Raw genomic sequence first — 14,120 nt, forward strand, 5'->3', positions numbered from 1 at the left:
ATCCGATCGGGAGACAAGACCTCGATGCCGCCATTTAGCTCCGTCAGAACGCCGCCACTTATCGTTGCGGTTCACACTCCCGCAAGTTTCCGCGGACGCGCGTGTCTCGCAGCTATGTGCTTTATCGAGGTGCCTAGAGTCAGGTACTAGGCACCGGTTGCGAGACACATAGGGGTTGACGTGGGGAAGCTGATTGGATATGCGCGGGTCTCGACGCGGCAGCAGGACGCAGACCGTCAAGTGTCTGATCTGCTTGATGCTGGTGTGCGGCGCGATGACCTTTATGTTGACCATGGAGTGTCTGGAGCCCGTACATCCCGGCCACAGTTCGACAAAGCAGTGGCCGCCCTCGAGGACAGCGACACACTGGTGATCACGACGTTGGATCGGTTGGGGCGGTCGACCCAAAACATGCTGGCCTTCGCTGAAGCACTACGGGGTCGCGGAGCTGGTTTACGGGTGCTGAACCTCGGTGGCGGAGATGTGGACACGCACACTCCGATGGGCTCGATGGTCTTCACCGTCATGGCCGCCCTGGCGCAGATGGAACTGGAGATCAAGCGGGAGCGGGTCACCGACTCGGTGGCCAAGCGCCGGGCTGCCGGTAAGGACCTCGGCGGGCGGCGCCCGATCTTCACGGACTCCCAGATCCGGGCCGCGGTCCGGTTGATCGATGCGGGGGAGCGGGCCACCCAGGTGGCCCGTGACCTCGGGATGTCTAGGTCCACTCTTTATCGGCGGATCCGGGAGTTGCCGCAAGCGACGACTATCTGAGTCCAGCCTTGTGAACATCGTAATGCGTATGGCGTAGCCGCCGGTGCAGGTGCCATTTTGAGTGCCGGTCCACCGTCCAGCAGGTCTTTTCTGCGGTCGGGGCGGCAGCTGCCCTAGTGGCCCGTCTTTGCACTGCTTGAATGCTTGATGGGGTGGGACCATGGGCTATGGCCAATTATCCTGCGGCCCCGCTGTTGCTGCGGGAAAGCGACCGGGATTTACTGACCCGGCTGGTGCGCTCCACTTCAGTGCGGGCGGGGTTGGCGCAGCGGGAGCGGATCCTGTTGCTGGCCGCTGACGCGGTCCCCAATATCGAAATCGCCAAGAAGGTCGGGACTATCCGCACCACCGTGATTGCCTGGCGGGCCCGCTACACCGAGGCCAGCATCGAAGGGCTGGCCGACCACGACCGGTCGGGCCGGTCCCTACCGATCGTGGCCGCCACCCGGGCGCCACTGCCGAAAAGGCTTGGTGTCACCCACTGCTCCTCGCGCCTGCTGGCGGCCCGCCTGGGAATCAATCACAATACGGTGGCGAAAGCCTGGCGGGAGTACGGGTAGCCCGTGGCGGGAAGAGGCCTTCAAGTTTTGTACCGACCTGGAACTGGTGGCCAAGGTCGTCGACGTGATCGGTCTCTACCTGGCCCCGCCTTCAGAACGCAATTGTGCTGTGGGTGGATGGGAAGCCCCAAATTCAGGCCCTGAAACGCACGGCACCGTCGCTGCTGATGCAGCCGGGGAACCGGACCCCCGACTACATCCGGCGCGGGGCCTCCACGCTGTTCGTGGCACTGGAGATCGCCACCGGTTATGTCATGGCCGCGTGCAAGCCGCGGCACCGGCGCCAGGCGTTCCTAGCCTTCCTCAAGCCGGTTGCCCAGGTCTACTCCGAGGGGCCGCTGCACTTGGTGATGGACAACTACGCTGTGTACAAAACATCCAAGATGAAAGCCTGGCTGGCGGACAACCCCCGGTTTCGGGTGCACTTCATACCGACTCTGGCGTCATGATTGATGCTGGTGGAGGTGTGATTCGGGATCATCGAGCGTCAGGTGCTGAACCGGGCCGACGTCGCCTCGGTGGCCGAGCTGAACAAAGGGATCTGGGCCTTCGTTCACCGGTTGGAACGACCGCTGTCACCCGTTGGTGTGAATCAAGACCAGCCCCGAAGTTCTGAAAAAAGTCAACCGATCAACCACTTTAACGACGGGCCACTAGCCCCCACGACTGGAAACGAAACTATAGGTCAGGTCAACCTATCACCTATCCGTGCGGCAGTCCCACTGCTGCCGATGAGCTTAACGAGGGAATCTAAAACCTAAGATTACCGTCGGGTTATATTACAAGTGCATGAATTTCTATCCATTCGTTAGAACGAACTTTTAGCAATTTTTGGTGGTTTACATGTCGATAAATATTTCAAAAATCATTTATACCTGGTTTCAGGACGCTTCTATACTAAAAATATGCCTGACTGTAGCTACCGCCGTGGCTGCATGTTGGACAGCAGAAGTATTTGCAATCGTACATTTTGTTGATAACAAGGAAGTATTGCCGCAAGTAATTATTACGGCCCTAGGGACAACCGCGGCACTCGCGTCGCTAATAGTTGCAGCCATAGGAGTATTAGTAAGCTCTCGGCGACAAAGACGCCATGAAACTGTTAAGGCTTATGCTGCATGGTCGGAAGGAACCATGGATAAATTTAAATGCCTTACATCTCATTTAGATTCAAAAGTACCCCTGGATTCTGAACGAGTTAAGTGGATTCTCACGCCAAATAGCGCTCCGGAGGGAACTCTTTCGGATCTACTTAAAAGCAATAGTGTTGAGGAAGCCCTCGAAATCGGCCGGTCCATTCGATACATACTAAATGGACTAGAAAGATTGGCTGTAGGCACCTATGAGGGATTCTACGACCAAAGCACACTTAAGCAACTGGCTGGTTCTTTGATTGTTAAAATTTATGATCGCAATAAGGAGTATGTGGAAGCAGTTCAGCACGGCGCCTACACAGGAAAGCCGGCCAGTCGCACATATGAAACGCTCCAATGGCTTGCCGAAGATTTTAGGCGCCAATTCGAATTGGAAAAAAGGATCGCAGAAGGAAGAGAGCGTAGGGTATCATCTCGGAGAAGTTAGCGGCAGTCTAAAGCATAAAGATTGGTCCTTCAGGCCTGAAGGACCAATCTCTATGTGATTCTTATATTAAATTAGCTGATTTAACTTGGATATAGTTGAAACTATACCCATTCTTCTTCTTCGAAATGGATCATAATCAACCCTTTCTAAGTGAGTTCACGGTGTGAACTCACTTATATAAGTGTAGTTAACTACAAAAACATACACCACTAGAACAAATTTATTACGTTTTGTTACGTGACTTTATAATCAGTATATATTACGCTGCGCGCAATCCACTGGGGGGCCCATGATGCACTACCCGTTGTAAGGAGGCATGACGTTATTGGTTCTGGCCAGGACGCGTGCGGCCGGGGGCTGATCGCCACAGGCTGTATGGGGCGAAGATAATTGGCATGATTCACCCAGATCCCGAGGGCGTCCCGGCGGGCTTGCTCGCTGGGACAGGGGCAGGCGTGAGCACCTCGTCAGCTAGCAAGCGGTTGTACCGTTCCACCTCGGTCGTTGTGGGTTGGTGTGTAGGAACGGGCGGATCCGCTAGTGCCGGCCGGTCAGGACTTCCACAAACTGGGTGAAGTCGAGGGTCTTGTAAATGGTGCCGTTGTCAGTGATCACCCGATGAATTTAGGGGATGCCGAGGGTGGCGAAGAACGCTCTCGCCCGGCAGGAGAAACCGATCGTGGTCGTGGCCTTCTCTTCCTCGAGGGCTTCGGTGTAGGTCAGCCTCGAAAAGCCGTCCACTGCCAAGTGCACTTAGAACTCATTTCATAATGCAGTGAGCCGTCGATGGCAGATCAGCGCGCAGGCCAGTTGCAGGAGCCCAAGGTGGAGGTCGGCCCGGCGTTCCCAACGAGTCCGGAGTCGCTTGTAGCAGTGCAGCCAGGCGAAGCCGCGCTCCACCACCCAGCGATGCCGGCCCAGCCCGGAACCATGGACGACGCCTCGACGGGCGATGCGCGGAGTGATCCCGCGGGCGCGCAGCATCCGCCGGTACTTGTCGTGGTCATAGCCACGATCCGCGAACAGTTCCCGAGGCAAGTGGGGTGGCCGACCACGCAACCCGCGGATCGGCGGAATCGAGTCGACCAGGGACAACAGCTGGGTGACGTCGTTGCTGTTGCCGCCGGTGAGGCTGACCTGTAGCGGGATGCCGTTCGCCTCAACGATCAAATGGTGCTTGGAACCGGGTCGGCCGCGATCGACGGGGCTGGGCCCGACATGGTCCCCCCTTTGAGGGCCCGCACGTGCGAGCCGTCCACCGCGCACCGATCCAGGTCCAGTGCCCCGGCTGCGCGCAGCTCAGCCAACAACATCTCGTGCACCGCCGGCCACACTCCGGCCTCGGTCCAGTCCCTCATGCGCCGCCAGCACGTCACCCCGGAAACGCCCAGCAGCTCCCGGGGCAGCTGGTTCCAGCCGAGCCCGGTCTTGAGCACGAACACGATCCCGGTCAATGCGGCCCGGTCATCGGCGGGCCTTCGACCCGGGTGCTGGTGGCGCCGGGGTGGGCGTGGTGGCAGCAACGGCTCGACCCGCTCCCACAGCGAGTCCGGAACGAGATCCCCCATCATGCCCACCGGGGTCGCCGGGGACTCCGTCAGCGTTCAAGAGCTACGTCGAACTCATTCTGAAATGATCTCTTAGGTGTAGCCGACCTTCGCTCCGGGGCCGCGCTTGAACTGCTTGGCCGCAGCGTTGTCGCGGCCGTGGGCCCGTCACTCGCCGTCGGGTATCTTGCTAACTTTCTTCACACTGAGGTGGACCATGTGTCCAGGCCAGGCGGCATGGATCCGCTCCGGTGGGCGTCGCGGGTCGCCCAAGTCAGGGTGAAGTCCCGCTGCTACGGAGATCCCGAGACGGGTCAGGCGCCGGCCTATGGTGCCGCAGGTGATGCTGGCTACCAGCGATCGCTCATGGGGCATTCCACCTCATCGTGCACCCTAAACCCGTGCCTGCGACCGAGGACCCTCGAGATCTCAGGCACCAGTAAGAAGCCACCCGGTCTAAGCCGCGATAAGTATCGGAGCAGAACCGGCTCGGTTGAGCCAACTCAAACGCGGCAAACGCCTCATCGCGACCCTGGCCATCGCCTACCGGGTCTGGCTCACCGGTCCTAGACACGCAGAAAAGCATCAGTTCCCTCCGCACCCTGTTAGCGTTACACCAACCGTGACTTTCAAGGGGGGAGACGGATGGGTAGCTTGGCACAGGACATTCGACACTTTGCTGGCCGACTCGCTGGCGGGCCCTCCTTCCTTTTGCTAGGTCAACTCGGTGTTGACGTACTCGGGGAATCGTCGATCGCTTACGCTTGGAACGGCATCTACACCAGCGCGACCAACCGTGACGTAGCCGACGCGTTCACCGCTGATTGGCGCACAATTTCGTCGCACGGGGCTATGGGTAGGGCCCCGTCACGAAGCACCTCGGATCTCGAAGTCAGGTATCTCTTCGGCGCTGATCACCTACCTGACTCCGAGCGACCGGCGTCTACACCAGTCGAGCAAGCCACCGCTCGAATGCGAAGCATTCAAGAGCTAACCCGGCTTGTCACAGAAACTGTGACACCGAAAGGGACGGTGGTTATTGACGGTTGGGGCCTTGAAGATCTTCTAGACGTTTACGACCTGGCCCCAACACTAGGCCTCCTAGGACCCGGACAGGTTCATCTATTTTCGGCGGGGCCCTGGAAAGACAACGCGCTTATCTCCGACCTCGCAAGCAGAGGCCAACTCGTCCTCCACGACGAATCATTCGAAGTGACCATCTCAGACCTTGTGGAGGTCGGTGCCGCAGGCGGGAGGGCACCGGGCGACACAGGCGATCACGTCATTGCTCTTGGCGACGGGTTTGTCAATATCGATGTGCATACCTGGAATCAGATCCGGCGATCCGCCCGGCCAATAGACCTCGGGTTGCTTACGCCGACCGTCTTCAGCTCTCCCGCCGCCCGCTATCAAGAGTTCCGGAACTTTGCTGGAGCGACCGAGGGCATGCCACGGTGGCGGGGTATAGCGGCTGGCATGAATATGCACCGCGATTTCGAAGAAAAAGTTCGCGCCCGGATCCGTAACCAACTTGACAGTCGAAATCTGCCATTTCCAATCGTGGTCGAAGGTCAGACAGCAACCGGAAAAAGCATTGGTCTCGCGTCGATTGCTGTAGAGATTTCCCGTTCCGGTGAAGTCGCTGTTCTGCATCAGGCGCGCCGGACGGTGCGCCCAGCGATTGAAGACATTGACATGTACGCCGCTTGGGCAGAGGAGCGCGGAGCTCGCGCGACCGTGCTGATTTGGGACGGCATGTGCGACCCCAGCGACTACGAAGCGCTTTCACGACAATTACGTGCCCGCGGGCGCAGAGTTCTGATCGTTGGCTCCGCGTACAAAAAGAAGGCAGCATCGTCCCTCGTTATCCCCGCGCCAGCGGAGCTCAGCGAGGGCGAAACGTCTCGGCTAATCAACCTGCTTCACTCCTTCGGTGTCGAGGTGAGCCGCCCTAAACAAACCTTGGACGCCAGCTTTCTCGCCTTCCTATACCGCAGCCTTCCAGAAACAGAGCGTCAGCTTCGAAGCGGGCTCGTAAATGAAATGCGCGCTGCGGAACATGGGATAGCAAAACTTGCTCGGGCCCAAGGCACACCCGCGTCATCTAGCCAACGCCTTACCGCGATGCAGGCGGCATTTCACGCCGCAGGCGTCGTCCTCGGAGATTTGCTGCCTCCCAACGAATCGAAAATTCCCCTTGAAGAACAGTCGTTTGCGGAACGAGCGCCCATCCAGCGGGTGACAACCCTGGTACTTGTTGCCAGCCGTCACGGAATTCCAGTGCCGATGGATCTGGCTCTGCGAATCCTTGGCCGCGAGGGGGCGCAGAGTGTCCGAGACGCGTTGCAGTCTTCAGACATTATCAGAGAGATTGACGACGACAACGGCGAAATTTACCTCAGCGTAAGATCCCACCTTGAAGCGGAGCTGCTTACGCAACAGGAAGTTCCGCTCAGCGTCGAGATCGAAGTCATCGCTGAAGCAATTCGACGTGTGCGTGTCGTCGATGGGTTCGCAGGAGGCGCGGACGAAGTGCAGTTCCTAGTGTCGCTGCTTGAACGCGTCGGACCAGCCGCCGAACAGCCAAAGTACAGACCCTATTTCGGCGAAGTAGCTGACGCTCTTAGGGAACGACGCGAAGAACTTGCTCAGCCCTTGCCGCGGTTGGCTCTGCAAGAATCTCACTTTGTGCGGGGTTACGTGCATTGGCAGCAGAACGCGCAGGAGGGAACCACTGAAAGCCGAGTTGCTACGTTGGAGTACAACAATGAAATGCTGGATGAGGTCCTATCCAGCGAATCTACACGGGGGCTTATGCGCCTGTCTCTGTCGGTAGAGCTTGCTTCGACACTCGGCGGCATTATTCACGAGTTTGCGCACCATGACGACACCATGCCAGTCGTTGGGCTCGCTTCACGCCTCAACGATGTCCTTAGCGCAGTACTGGAGGCGAGAGCTATTGATCCGGGAAACACCTATCCGGTAGACGTCCTCGCTTGGTCGACCCGGGATGCTATCGCCACTAACATGTTGAACCCAGAGGAACGCATCGATAGCCTCGCCAATGCTGTTGCGACCCTCGAGTCTTTGGATCGGACCACACTATCCGAACGGCAGCGCGCGAACCTCGATCATCGCGGGGTGGAACTGAAAAAGCTTCTTGCCGACGACGACGCTGTTTGGAAGTACCTCCAGAATTTGGAACAGAATCCCAATCCGGCTGCAACCTACTTCTTGGCTCAGTTTGACGCGGAAAATGGCGCCGAAGGTGAATCTAGAGCTTTGACGCGTCTGCGCGAAGCACTGCCAGAAATTAGAAAGGACTGGCGTTGCGCACAGCTTTTAGTCAATTTGACTTGGAAAGAGATCACTGGCGACCGCCTTCTCCAAGGAGAACGGACACCGCTTTACCTTTCACCGACTGACCTTGCTAAAATAGCCGCCTTGACTCGGGATCTGGCAGATGCCCGGCTCCCCGACTTGTACAGACTAAAATTCGCCCAAGCCATCGCTGAATTTCAGTCGCTAAGATTCGCGGAGGCAAGCAATCTATTCCGCGAAGTTGGAGATCTCACTCGACAGTTATCGAAACGGATATATACTTCTTATCTTTTGGCGGACGACTCGGGAAGGCCTCGTGTCTTTACAGGGAGGGTCGAGTTTGCAAATGCTCGATCCGGAGCGGTGTGGGTCAACGAGCTTGGGACGCAGGTCAAGTTCGAACCCCATCTTTTCTCTGCCACCGGTGAATTCGCCCGCAATCAACGGATGCCCGCATTTCTTATCGGTTTCAAGTTATCGCGAGGAGCTGTCGCGGAGCCTCGCACCGTGTTCCAGGAAGCCGACCGCTCGTGATGGACTCGATCGACATTTTGATTACAGCTAAGAGGACAGCTACTGGAGTTGGCCTCAGTGTTGAGAGTCCAGACTTTAAGCCGGTATGTGCATCTAAAGGCGACTTTGATGAGCTGGTTTCGTCATACTATAAGTTTTTTCACGAAGAGCTTTCAGTCGATATTGGATTCCTACGCAACATCCGAAGAAGGCCCGAAATTGAAAGCTTCACTTCGGTCCTCAGAAAACTACGAACGGGTGCACAGCACTCCAGCAATTCTGATGCAAAAATTTATTATAAATCTTGGACGGGGCAGTTCCCGGACAATCAGACTGCTGCTGATATCCTTGCGGAGCAACTGCAGCTTGCGCTCAAGTTTCTAGCGCAAAATGCTGTTCTCGCGTCCCGGAATGAGCAGCACCGTTTGTCATGGGTAGACATTACCTCGACGGATGTCTCGTCGATCATGCAAGCAGTCGTGATGGACCTTGGGCTCAACTTTACGCCGCGCCGCTTGGAATATATGGTCCGCCAAGTTAATCAACGTCTGTTGGTACAACCGGGGAGCGGGAGCCAGCAAGCCACCGCACAAGAGTACTGTGTGCAGGAACTTGTCTCGCAAAACAAACCGCTTCCCGAGCGGTACTTCACCGTTCTCGACCACCTTGGATTATTGGGGGACGACACCGCGCGTGGCGCGATCTTGGTAGCGTACTCGGTAGCTACCATTGCACCATCGCTACGGGGCACGGACTTCCTACACCGCGTCGAACAAACCTGGCGTGCAGCCGCAGCATACTGAATGCTGGTCTTATAGCTGGGTTGCCCTCCGCAGTCCTGCGAAGTTGATCAGGTCAGGTCCACCGCCGTGCCGGGGTAAGCGGGTGGGCGTTGATCGCCACCGACAGTTCCTCGGGCAGCTCATCCAGGTACTGGGAGATAGTGCTCACCGAGGCTTGGCCCAGCAGCTGGGCGACGAACTTCACGTCCCAGCCCTCGGCCAGCATCAGGGTCGCTGCGTTGTACCGCAGCCCGTGCGGAATCACCGCCCGGGCGTGGGCGGTATCCGCTTCCCGGGTGCGCTTCACGGCACGTTCGAGCAGGCGTTCGATGTCGCGCACCGCCAGACGGTTGCCGGTGGCCGAGAGCAGCCGGCGCCGCGGAGCCGAGATGGGCGCGGTAGGCGATGATGACTGCCTTTAGCTAGGGTGGCAGGGGCACGGTGCGCCAGGTGCGGCCCTTGCCCTAAATCTGCAAGGAACCCGGGGCGCTGGGCGTGGCGGAGGTGAAGTGATCGGTGTCCAGGCTCACGATCTCCCCGGCCCGCAACCCCAGCACCCCCATCAACGCCAAGGCGATGGCATCACGGTCGTGATGGGGGTTCGTGGTGGCGTCTCCGGGTCCGTGGGTGAGCAGGGTCTGGGCCTGTTCGAGGTCCAAGGAGGTGCGCTCCACTCGCAGCTTTCCCTCGTCCTTGGGTTCCATCTCGGAGGTGCGCAGGGGGGGAGGAGACGGCGGCGAAGGCTTGGTCCACGCACCAGGTGAAAAATCCCGACAGTGATCGGCGCATCCGCAGGGTGGAGCCGGCGGCCTTGGCCTCGGGTTCGGTGGCCGCCATCCGTCTCCGGGTGTCACCCACCATCTGTCCGGGGGCGGGTTTCCGGCGGTGGTCGGCGGTGTTGGCGTAGGCCAGTAACGCCTCATCGACGTGGGTGCCGGTGACCGACTCGGTATTGTGCTCTTTGGCCTGCGGGAGGAGTTCGAGAAACCGGTGTAGGTCCACGGTGTAGTTGCCCACGGTGGCGGGGACAGCCGCCGGATCAGCGCCTTGTTCCGGCAGGCCTCCAGGTAGCGGCCCACTGCTTCGGTCAGCGGGACCTCGGTCGGTATCGGCGGCAAGGCCACTTGCAGCACTCCTTTCCGTAGCGGGTGACCCCCACGCCCGGGTCTCGTGGTGTTCGCCTGGTCGAGGCACCCGTTCTGGAACCCGTGCCGGGTACGTCCTGCCGCCGGCCGGTGCCGAGCACGGACGTTGACCAGCGGGGAGAGGACCCGGACTGCAGGCGATGTCACGGTAGCCCCGCCGTAGTCAGGGGAGGGGCATCACGGCCTTTATCGCGTGTCGTGTTACTAACCTAATACGACACGATGCCGATAGATGGGGCTGAGAGGACCCCTTGGCGGTCCTGTGAACCCCGGCGCACCGTGTCAGATTCCAGGTTTTTGGTCACCAATACGTCGCCGTTTCTGATGTTTGTCGGGGCAGGGCCGGGATGAACCGGTCCTGCTTCCAGTAGAAGCATTTGTACCTCGATTGGACTTGCACAGCACGTGCAATGGGAATACATTTGCACCTGTACAGCACATGCAACCTGATTGCCGGGAGACATCATGAATGAGTCGAACTACGAGTCCGCAATCCTCATCAAGGCTGCGCGGGCAGCCGCGGAGGCCTTTCTCGCGGAGCTGGACAGGGCAGCAGGAGCGCCTCCCGGCGAGGCGGCTGAGGGGCAGGCCGGGGTCGGGGACCCGGTCGAGTACGACCCGCTCCACGACGAGCCACCGTTTCCTCGGGACGTCGGGCGGTCTGCCACCTCGAGGCAGCGGCAGATGGCCACGATTACCTACCTTGGCGCGATCGGGCGCCTTAATGCTGAGGAGGGTCGCGGTGCAAGCTCCAAAGAGATCACGGAGTTCGCCAAGAAAGCTGGCTACTTGGGCGGCAATGCGGTGAACGGCTGGAACTCGCGCCCCGGCAGTCCGCGCGCGGTCGAGATCGTGGACGGCGCACGCTTCCTCAATGACGAGGCCCTCACCTCGATCAAGAAGGATGCGGCGAAGCTCGGCATCAAGCTCGTGGGCGAGTTCGCTACGGTGCCGAAGCCCGAGTGACGCAGACGCCCAGCTTCATCGAGGCTGGGACATCGCGCAGCACGGCGTGGACAGCAATCATTGCGACGATTCCACCGGACGCCCCGTTGCCTGATGGTTGGTCTGAGATAAGCAGGTCACCAGAGGCGAGTGTAGGCCACGCAGCAGCGAGTTGGAGCTGGGTCCCACGTGGACCGGGCGCCAGTCTTTGGAAGCGACGATTGCGTCTAGGTGTTGGAGCTGCTGTCATGCCAACAGCCCTGTTTATCACCGGCCCGGGTTGCGCCGGAGACGAGGATGTTGAGTCGGCAGGCCAGTGCCGCGTTCAGGAGTTAGGTAGACCCGGGGCAGTCCCTCGGATTCCTCCGTCCATCCTGGTGCGCTACGGGCGTTGCCCGGGGCGTCACCGCAGCCACCGGGGACCGGCAGGAGCGGGGGCACCTGGCAGATACAGGGTGGAATCGTCTGTGGGGACCGTGGTGTCGTTCTCTCGTATGATCTGCCGCCATGGCCGGTAACGCTGTCGCTGGCGACTCGGTAACCCCGTCCAGTGTGGGTGGTCACAAAACGTCGTCAGGACCCCAACGGTTCTTTCACAGCACCGGGCCCAGCCAGCAGCTAATGCGGTGTCGGCATCGCTACGCCACGGCGCCGAAGATGTCGAGCTGCGGAGTGGGGACCTCGGTGGTGCCGGGCGCATCTCCGCGGGCCGCCCTCGCACACACGTTCGAGCACCGACCGGCTCCTAACTCCCGGCGATCCACGAGGCTCGTTCGTGCGAGGCGCACTGGATCGATTTTTGGGGTCGGACAACGTCTCTAGGGTGGAACACAGCAGGACAAACACTGTGCGGTGCTGGTCCTGCGCTCATGGTCACGGAAGGCCTCCAGCGCACATGGGAGCGTCACGGACAACCACCGGGAAAGAGAGGAGGCCGGCCCATGCCACGCATCCTGATCCCCTACCTGCTGTGGTGGGTGCGCCTGTATTACCGCATCGGGCACGGCCTAGCGCACTGGTTGTTGCGCATCATCCCGATGCCCTCCCCCGTGCGCCACCGCCTGGCCGGCACGGTGTCCATCGCCCCGTACCTGTTCATGGTGTGGACGGTGGTCGGGGTGAACGACGACACCTGGACGGCGATCGGAGTGGGGGTCGTGATCACGTGCCTGCTGCTGTTGCTGGTTCACCGAGCGGAGGCCCGCCGTGCATTCCTCGGACGTTGAACGCTTCTACTCCCACGTCTTGAAAGGCCCGGACCCCGACTCGTGCTGGTTGTGGCTTGGGGCGATCAGTGATGACGGCTACGGCCGCTTCTGGCTGCCCACCGCCGGCGGTCAAAGAGCCGTCGCCGCCCACCGCTTCGCCCTGGCCACCATCCACGGCGGTCTGACCGCGATCGAGGGCCTGACCGCGTTGCACTGGTGCGACGTCCCTTTGTGCGTGCGCGCTTCCCTGGACCCGTCGACGCACCTGCTGCTGGGCACTCGTTCGGAGAACATGGCCGATCGGGCGATGAAGGGCCGGATGCCCTCGGCCACCGCCGCCCGGTGGCGTCGGCTGTCGAAGGTCGAACGCTCCACCCGGTCCCGGCAGTTGCGCGAGGAGTTGAAAACCCACGGGTGGGACGAGGACGTGGTGCGCGAGCTGGTGCACGGCATCGACCCCGATCACCCCACCCTTTTTTAAGCCGGGGGGGGCGTAGCTGAGGGTCTGTTGCTGGTCTGTGTGCTCAGGGGAGCTGTGGTGTTTGGAAGGCGTCGAGGATTTCTTGGATGATCGGCAGCTCCTCGCGGGCGGCAAGTGGAGTGGCAGGTGAGAACTCCGTGAGGCCCCCGCCAGCCAGGGGGTATTTGGCCAGAAGCGTCCGTAGGCAATGGGTGAGGCTGTCGAGGCTCATCCCTTCCGGTTCTGTGAAGCCGGTGCTGTTGATGACGCTGGGGTCGAGTACATCGACGTCTACGTGAAGATAGAGGGCTTCCGGTTGGACGGCATCCACCGCAGCAAGCAGTGCGGTGGGTTCGCTGAGCGCTTCTGGCAGCAGATGCGTCATCGAGTGAGCGGTGATGTAGTCCTGTTCCGCTGGGTCCATGGCCCGTGTTCCGGCCAGGATGAATTTGTCGGCGGGGACCGCGGCTTTCGGGGTCAACTGTGGAGGCGCCTCCCCAAGGAGTGCGCGCGCGACCATTCCGTGAAATGCACCAGAGGGGCTGGAGTCGATGGTGTTCAGGTCTGCGTGTGCATCGAACCACACCACGGCCAGTCCTGGAGTCTTCGCTAGAGCGTGCTCGACCGCCGCTAGTTCGACTCCGCAATCGCCTCCAATGGTGATCACTGGGCCGTGGATTTCTTGCAGGGTCTTAGCCAGGTCTGCGCGGATCGTGGCAAGGGCCGGCACTTGCTCGATCGGCTTAATTGCGTTGAGCGCGGTAGGCGCCGGGATGGTCACGGAAGAAGCCACTGATCCCTGCAAAAGTTCTGACAGCGCAACTACTCCAGTCACCAAGCGGTCTCTGCGGTCGGAACCCGATCCTTGCCATTGTGCGACGGTCACCAGTGGCAGCGACATGTCCTGGGTCCTTTCCGGGATGCCCCGGTCTGGTGTGGTCATTGTGACTGCACCAGGGGCGAATGGTTGCTTGGGCTGTTCAGCCAGTCCAGAACGGGAGTGGTCACTGTCTGGGCCAGTAGCTCATAGCCGGCGGCGTCCGGGTGGTAGCCGTCGCCTGCGCTGACTTGGCGACGCCACAGGGCATTGGTGGATGTGGCTTCGAAGCAGTCCACGAAGGGGACGATCAGACGCTCTGCTTCTTCGCGCATCGCGGTGTTGGTGGCCTTGATCCGGTCATTTTGCTCGTCTTCGCCCACAGCTGGCGAGTTGAGCCCCGCATAGTGGTGTAGCGCGGTGGCCTTGCTCGTCGTCCCGGACGAGGGCGCGGTCACCGTGAGATC

General features: G+C 60.1%; 12 protein-coding genes and 2 pseudogenes. 8 read left to right on the forward strand and 6 right to left on the reverse strand.

Going from position 1 to position 14,120, the window contains the following annotated elements; translation table 11 throughout:
• The first annotated feature begins 180 nt into the window (after positions 1 to 180).
• The 3 genes and pseudogenes from Q0817_RS19030 to Q0817_RS19040 all read left to right on the forward strand — a co-directional run bounded on the left by Q0817_RS19030 (position 181) and on the right by Q0817_RS19040 (position 2,915).
• On the forward strand, positions 181 to 774 hold the full coding sequence (locus Q0817_RS19030) for a recombinase family protein (RefSeq protein ID WP_298591776.1): 594 nt from the start codon (positions 181 to 183) through the stop codon (positions 772 to 774).
• Between the two features lie 167 nt (positions 775 to 941).
• Positions 942 to 1,925, forward strand: a pseudogene (locus Q0817_RS19035) (IS630 family transposase).
• Between the two features lie 252 nt (positions 1,926 to 2,177).
• Complete coding sequence (locus Q0817_RS19040) at positions 2,178 to 2,915, forward strand: DUF4760 domain-containing protein (protein ID WP_298591791.1); 738 nt, start codon at positions 2,178 to 2,180, stop codon at positions 2,913 to 2,915.
• A gap of 297 nt (positions 2,916 to 3,212) precedes the next feature.
• On the opposite strand, the pseudogene Q0817_RS19045 reads toward Q0817_RS19040, so the two are convergent.
• Positions 3,213 to 3,668 (reverse strand): annotated as a pseudogene (locus tag Q0817_RS19045) (integrase core domain-containing protein); the annotation flags it as partial.
• A 12-nt stretch (positions 3,669 to 3,680) separates the two neighbouring features.
• Positions 3,681 to 4,486 (reverse strand): IS5 family transposase gene (locus Q0817_RS19050; RefSeq protein ID WP_298591777.1). Its coding sequence is split into 2 segments (ribosomal slippage): positions 3,681 to 4,147 and positions 4,147 to 4,486, totalling 807 coding nucleotides; the frame shifts between segments, so codons are not numbered across the junction.
• 1,188 nt (positions 4,487 to 5,674) lie between these two features.
• On the opposite strand from Q0817_RS19050, the gene Q0817_RS19055 reads away from it, so the two are divergent.
• Together Q0817_RS19055 and Q0817_RS19060 are read left to right on the forward strand one after the other, a co-directional pair.
• Positions 5,675 to 8,317 (forward strand): hypothetical protein, encoded by a 2,643-nt coding sequence (locus Q0817_RS19055; protein WP_298591779.1) that lies wholly within the window; start codon positions 5,675 to 5,677, stop codon positions 8,315 to 8,317.
• Positions 8,317 to 9,099 (forward strand): hypothetical protein, encoded by a 783-nt coding sequence (locus Q0817_RS19060; protein WP_298591780.1) that lies wholly within the window; start codon positions 8,317 to 8,319, stop codon positions 9,097 to 9,099. Before Q0817_RS19055 ends, Q0817_RS19060 begins: the two co-directional genes overlap by 1 nt.
• Before the next feature lie 52 nt (positions 9,100 to 9,151).
• Here the strand turns inward: Q0817_RS19060 and Q0817_RS19065 are convergent, their stop codons facing one another.
• A complete protein-coding gene (locus Q0817_RS19065) occupies positions 9,152 to 9,418 on the reverse strand; it encodes a tyrosine-type recombinase/integrase (RefSeq protein WP_298591782.1) in 267 nt (88 codons plus the stop codon).
• 124 nt (positions 9,419 to 9,542) lie between these two features.
• Complete coding sequence (locus tag Q0817_RS19070) at positions 9,543 to 9,782, reverse strand: hypothetical protein (RefSeq protein WP_298591784.1); 240 nt, start codon at positions 9,780 to 9,782, stop codon at positions 9,543 to 9,545.
• A 906-nt stretch (positions 9,783 to 10,688) separates the two neighbouring features.
• Here Q0817_RS19070 and Q0817_RS19075 point away from each other — a divergent pair.
• The 3 genes from Q0817_RS19075 (at position 10,689) to Q0817_RS19085 (ending at position 12,857) form a co-directional block, all read left to right on the forward strand.
• Complete coding sequence (locus tag Q0817_RS19075; protein WP_298591785.1) at positions 10,689 to 11,189, forward strand: hypothetical protein; 501 nt, start codon at positions 10,689 to 10,691, stop codon at positions 11,187 to 11,189.
• A 920-nt stretch (positions 11,190 to 12,109) separates the two neighbouring features.
• Positions 12,110 to 12,394 carry a hypothetical protein gene (locus Q0817_RS19080; protein ID WP_298591787.1) on the forward strand — a complete coding sequence of 95 codons (285 nt, stop codon included), beginning with the start codon at positions 12,110 to 12,112 and terminating at the stop codon, positions 12,392 to 12,394.
• On the forward strand, positions 12,375 to 12,857 hold the full coding sequence (locus Q0817_RS19085) for a hypothetical protein (protein ID WP_298591788.1): 483 nt from the start codon (positions 12,375 to 12,377) through the stop codon (positions 12,855 to 12,857). Before Q0817_RS19080 ends, Q0817_RS19085 begins: the two co-directional genes overlap by 20 nt.
• Positions 12,858 to 12,900: 43 nt before the next feature.
• Here Q0817_RS19085 and Q0817_RS19090 read toward each other — a convergent pair whose 3' ends face one another.
• Together Q0817_RS19090 and Q0817_RS19095 are read right to left on the reverse strand one after the other, a co-directional pair.
• The gene (locus Q0817_RS19090; RefSeq protein WP_298591789.1) at positions 12,901 to 13,737 is read right to left on the reverse strand and encodes an arginase family protein; all 837 of its coding nucleotides are present in this window, start codon (positions 13,735 to 13,737) and stop codon (positions 12,901 to 12,903) included.
• Between the two features lie 38 nt (positions 13,738 to 13,775).
• Positions 13,776 to 14,120, reverse strand: a 345-nt coding sequence (locus Q0817_RS19095; RefSeq protein WP_298591790.1) for a GDSL-type esterase/lipase family protein, incomplete at its 5' end; no start/stop codon positions are given.

Source organism: uncultured Kocuria sp. (assembly GCF_947500125.1).
Classification (GTDB): Bacteria; Actinomycetota; Actinomycetes; order Actinomycetales; family Micrococcaceae; genus Kocuria.

Excerpts from the sequence above, each read along its gene's own strand:
- Q0817_RS19080 (WP_298591787.1), top strand. The coding sequence starts at position 12,110 with ATGCCACGCATCCTGATCCCCTACCTGCTGTGGTGGGTGCGCCTGTAT.
- Q0817_RS19060 (WP_298591780.1), top strand. The coding sequence starts at position 8,317 with ATGGACTCGATCGACATTTTGATTACAGCTAAGAGGACAGCTACTGGA.
- Q0817_RS19070 (WP_298591784.1), bottom strand. The coding sequence starts at position 9,782 with ATGGAACCCAAGGACGAGGGAAAGCTGCGAGTGGAGCGCACCTCCTTG.
- Q0817_RS19090 (WP_298591789.1), bottom strand. The coding sequence starts at position 13,737 with ATGTCGCTGCCACTGGTGACCGTCGCACAATGGCAAGGATCGGGTTCC.
- Q0817_RS19040 (WP_298591791.1), top strand. The coding sequence starts at position 2,178 with ATGTCGATAAATATTTCAAAAATCATTTATACCTGGTTTCAGGACGCT.
- Q0817_RS19075 (WP_298591785.1), top strand. The coding sequence starts at position 10,689 with ATGAATGAGTCGAACTACGAGTCCGCAATCCTCATCAAGGCTGCGCGG.